At 66.3% G+C, this 1522-nt stretch carries 2 protein-coding genes; both read right to left on the bottom strand.

Annotated features, from left to right (window positions below):
- Nucleotides 1-71: 71 nt before the first annotated feature.
- Complete coding sequence (locus tag L288_RS36605; RefSeq protein ID WP_269077985.1) at nt 72-971, bottom strand: phytoene/squalene synthase family protein; 900 nt, start codon at nt 969-971, stop codon at nt 72-74.
- Between the two features lie 115 nt (nt 972-1086).
- On the bottom strand, nt 1087-1522 hold a 436-nt coding region (locus L288_RS36600; RefSeq protein WP_021239104.1), incomplete at its 5' end, for an LOG family protein.

Raw genomic sequence — 1522 nt, 5'->3', positions numbered from 1 at the left:
GCCCGCCACACGATGTTCCTCCTGCGAACACACCTTTGGACCGGTACGAAAGTATCGGTCCTTTTTTTTGTTTATGCCCTCGGCCGCGTCCAGAGGTGCGCCGGGCGCGGTGCGGAGGCAGGCCAGCGGCGCGCGCGGCCCGCGACCTGTAGTCCGGCCCGCATCATCCAGCCCAGCTTATCGCTTTTCGGCGTCACAACCCGATCGTCCCAGGCCCGATCGCCGCGCCAGGCCACTTCGCGGGCGATATCGCCATAGATGCCCGCCGCCGCAAGCACGGCCCAGGCGGCGCGAGGCGGCAAGGCGCCGGTGCCATGCCGGGCGCTCGCCTCATAATCCGCCGCCATTGCCGACAGGCGGCGCGCCAATATGGTGAGCCGCGAACGGTAGACAGGTTCCATATGCCCGCCTGGTGGGATATCGATCTCCGCCAGCCATTGCTGCGGCAGATAGCAGCGCCCCGCAGCCGCATCCTCACCTATGTCGCGGGCGATGTTGGCGAGCTGGAACGCCAGCCCCAAGTCGCATGCCCGGTCCAGCGTCGCCTCATCCTGCGGGTCCACCCCCATCAGCACCGCCATCATGCAGCCGACCGCTCCGGCGACATGGTAGCAGTAGCGCAGCATGTCCGCCTCACTGAGCGGACGCCACTCCTGCGCGTCGAGCGCAAAGCCTTCGATCAGGTCGTGCGCATAGCGATTGGGAATGGCGCATTCGCGCATTACCAGGCCAAAGCCGTCAAAGGCCGGGTCGCCGGTGGGCTCGCCCCGCAGCGCCGCGTCGGTCAGCGCTCGCATCGCGGCGAGACGCGCCTCTCCATCCGTCACGCCTTGCATCGTGCCGCCATGATCCTGCCCGTCGGCGATGTCGTCGCACTTGCGGCACCAGGCGTAGAGCAGCCAGGCGCGTTCCCGCGTCTGCCGGTCGAACAGCTTCGACGCCATGGCGAAGGATTTGGAACCGCGCGCGATGCTGTCCCGCGCAAAGGCGACGAGTGCCGGGCGATCTAGCGGCTGAAGTAGATTGCTGTCAGTCACCGCAGAGCCATGCCCGCGCCCGCTCCGCCCCGCAAGCCATACCGAACGGTTATAGATTGTCCGCCTTCATTGCGAATATCGGCTGGTGCGGATGATAGCTGGCCATCCGGTCGAGCAGCAGATCGAGATTGCCGTCATGAAGCAGGATGCGCGCATGCTGCGGCCGGATGAAGCCAGCGTCGATCATCTGGCGGTTGAACGCAATCAACTGGTCATAGAAACCCGCGATATTGAGCAGGCCGACCGGCTTGGCATGATAGCCAAGCTGCGCCCAGCTGATCGCTTCCCAAAGCTCGTCCATGGTGCCGACGCCGCCGGGCAGGGTCAGGAAGCCGTCGGACAGGTCGGTGAAAAGCTGCTTGCGCTGATGCATGGTCTGGACGACGTGCAGCTCCGTGCAGCCGCGATGCGCCACCTCCGCCCCGACAAGGGCTTGCGGGATGACGCCGATCACCTCTCCGCCCGCCGCCAGCGCCGCATCCGCG

Source organism: Sphingobium quisquiliarum P25, from assembly GCF_000445065.1.
GTDB lineage: Bacteria > Pseudomonadota > Alphaproteobacteria > Sphingomonadales > Sphingomonadaceae > Sphingobium > Sphingobium quisquiliarum.
The sequence above is the reverse complement of the archived record's forward strand: the minus strand, read 5'-3'. Positions and strand labels throughout refer to the sequence as shown.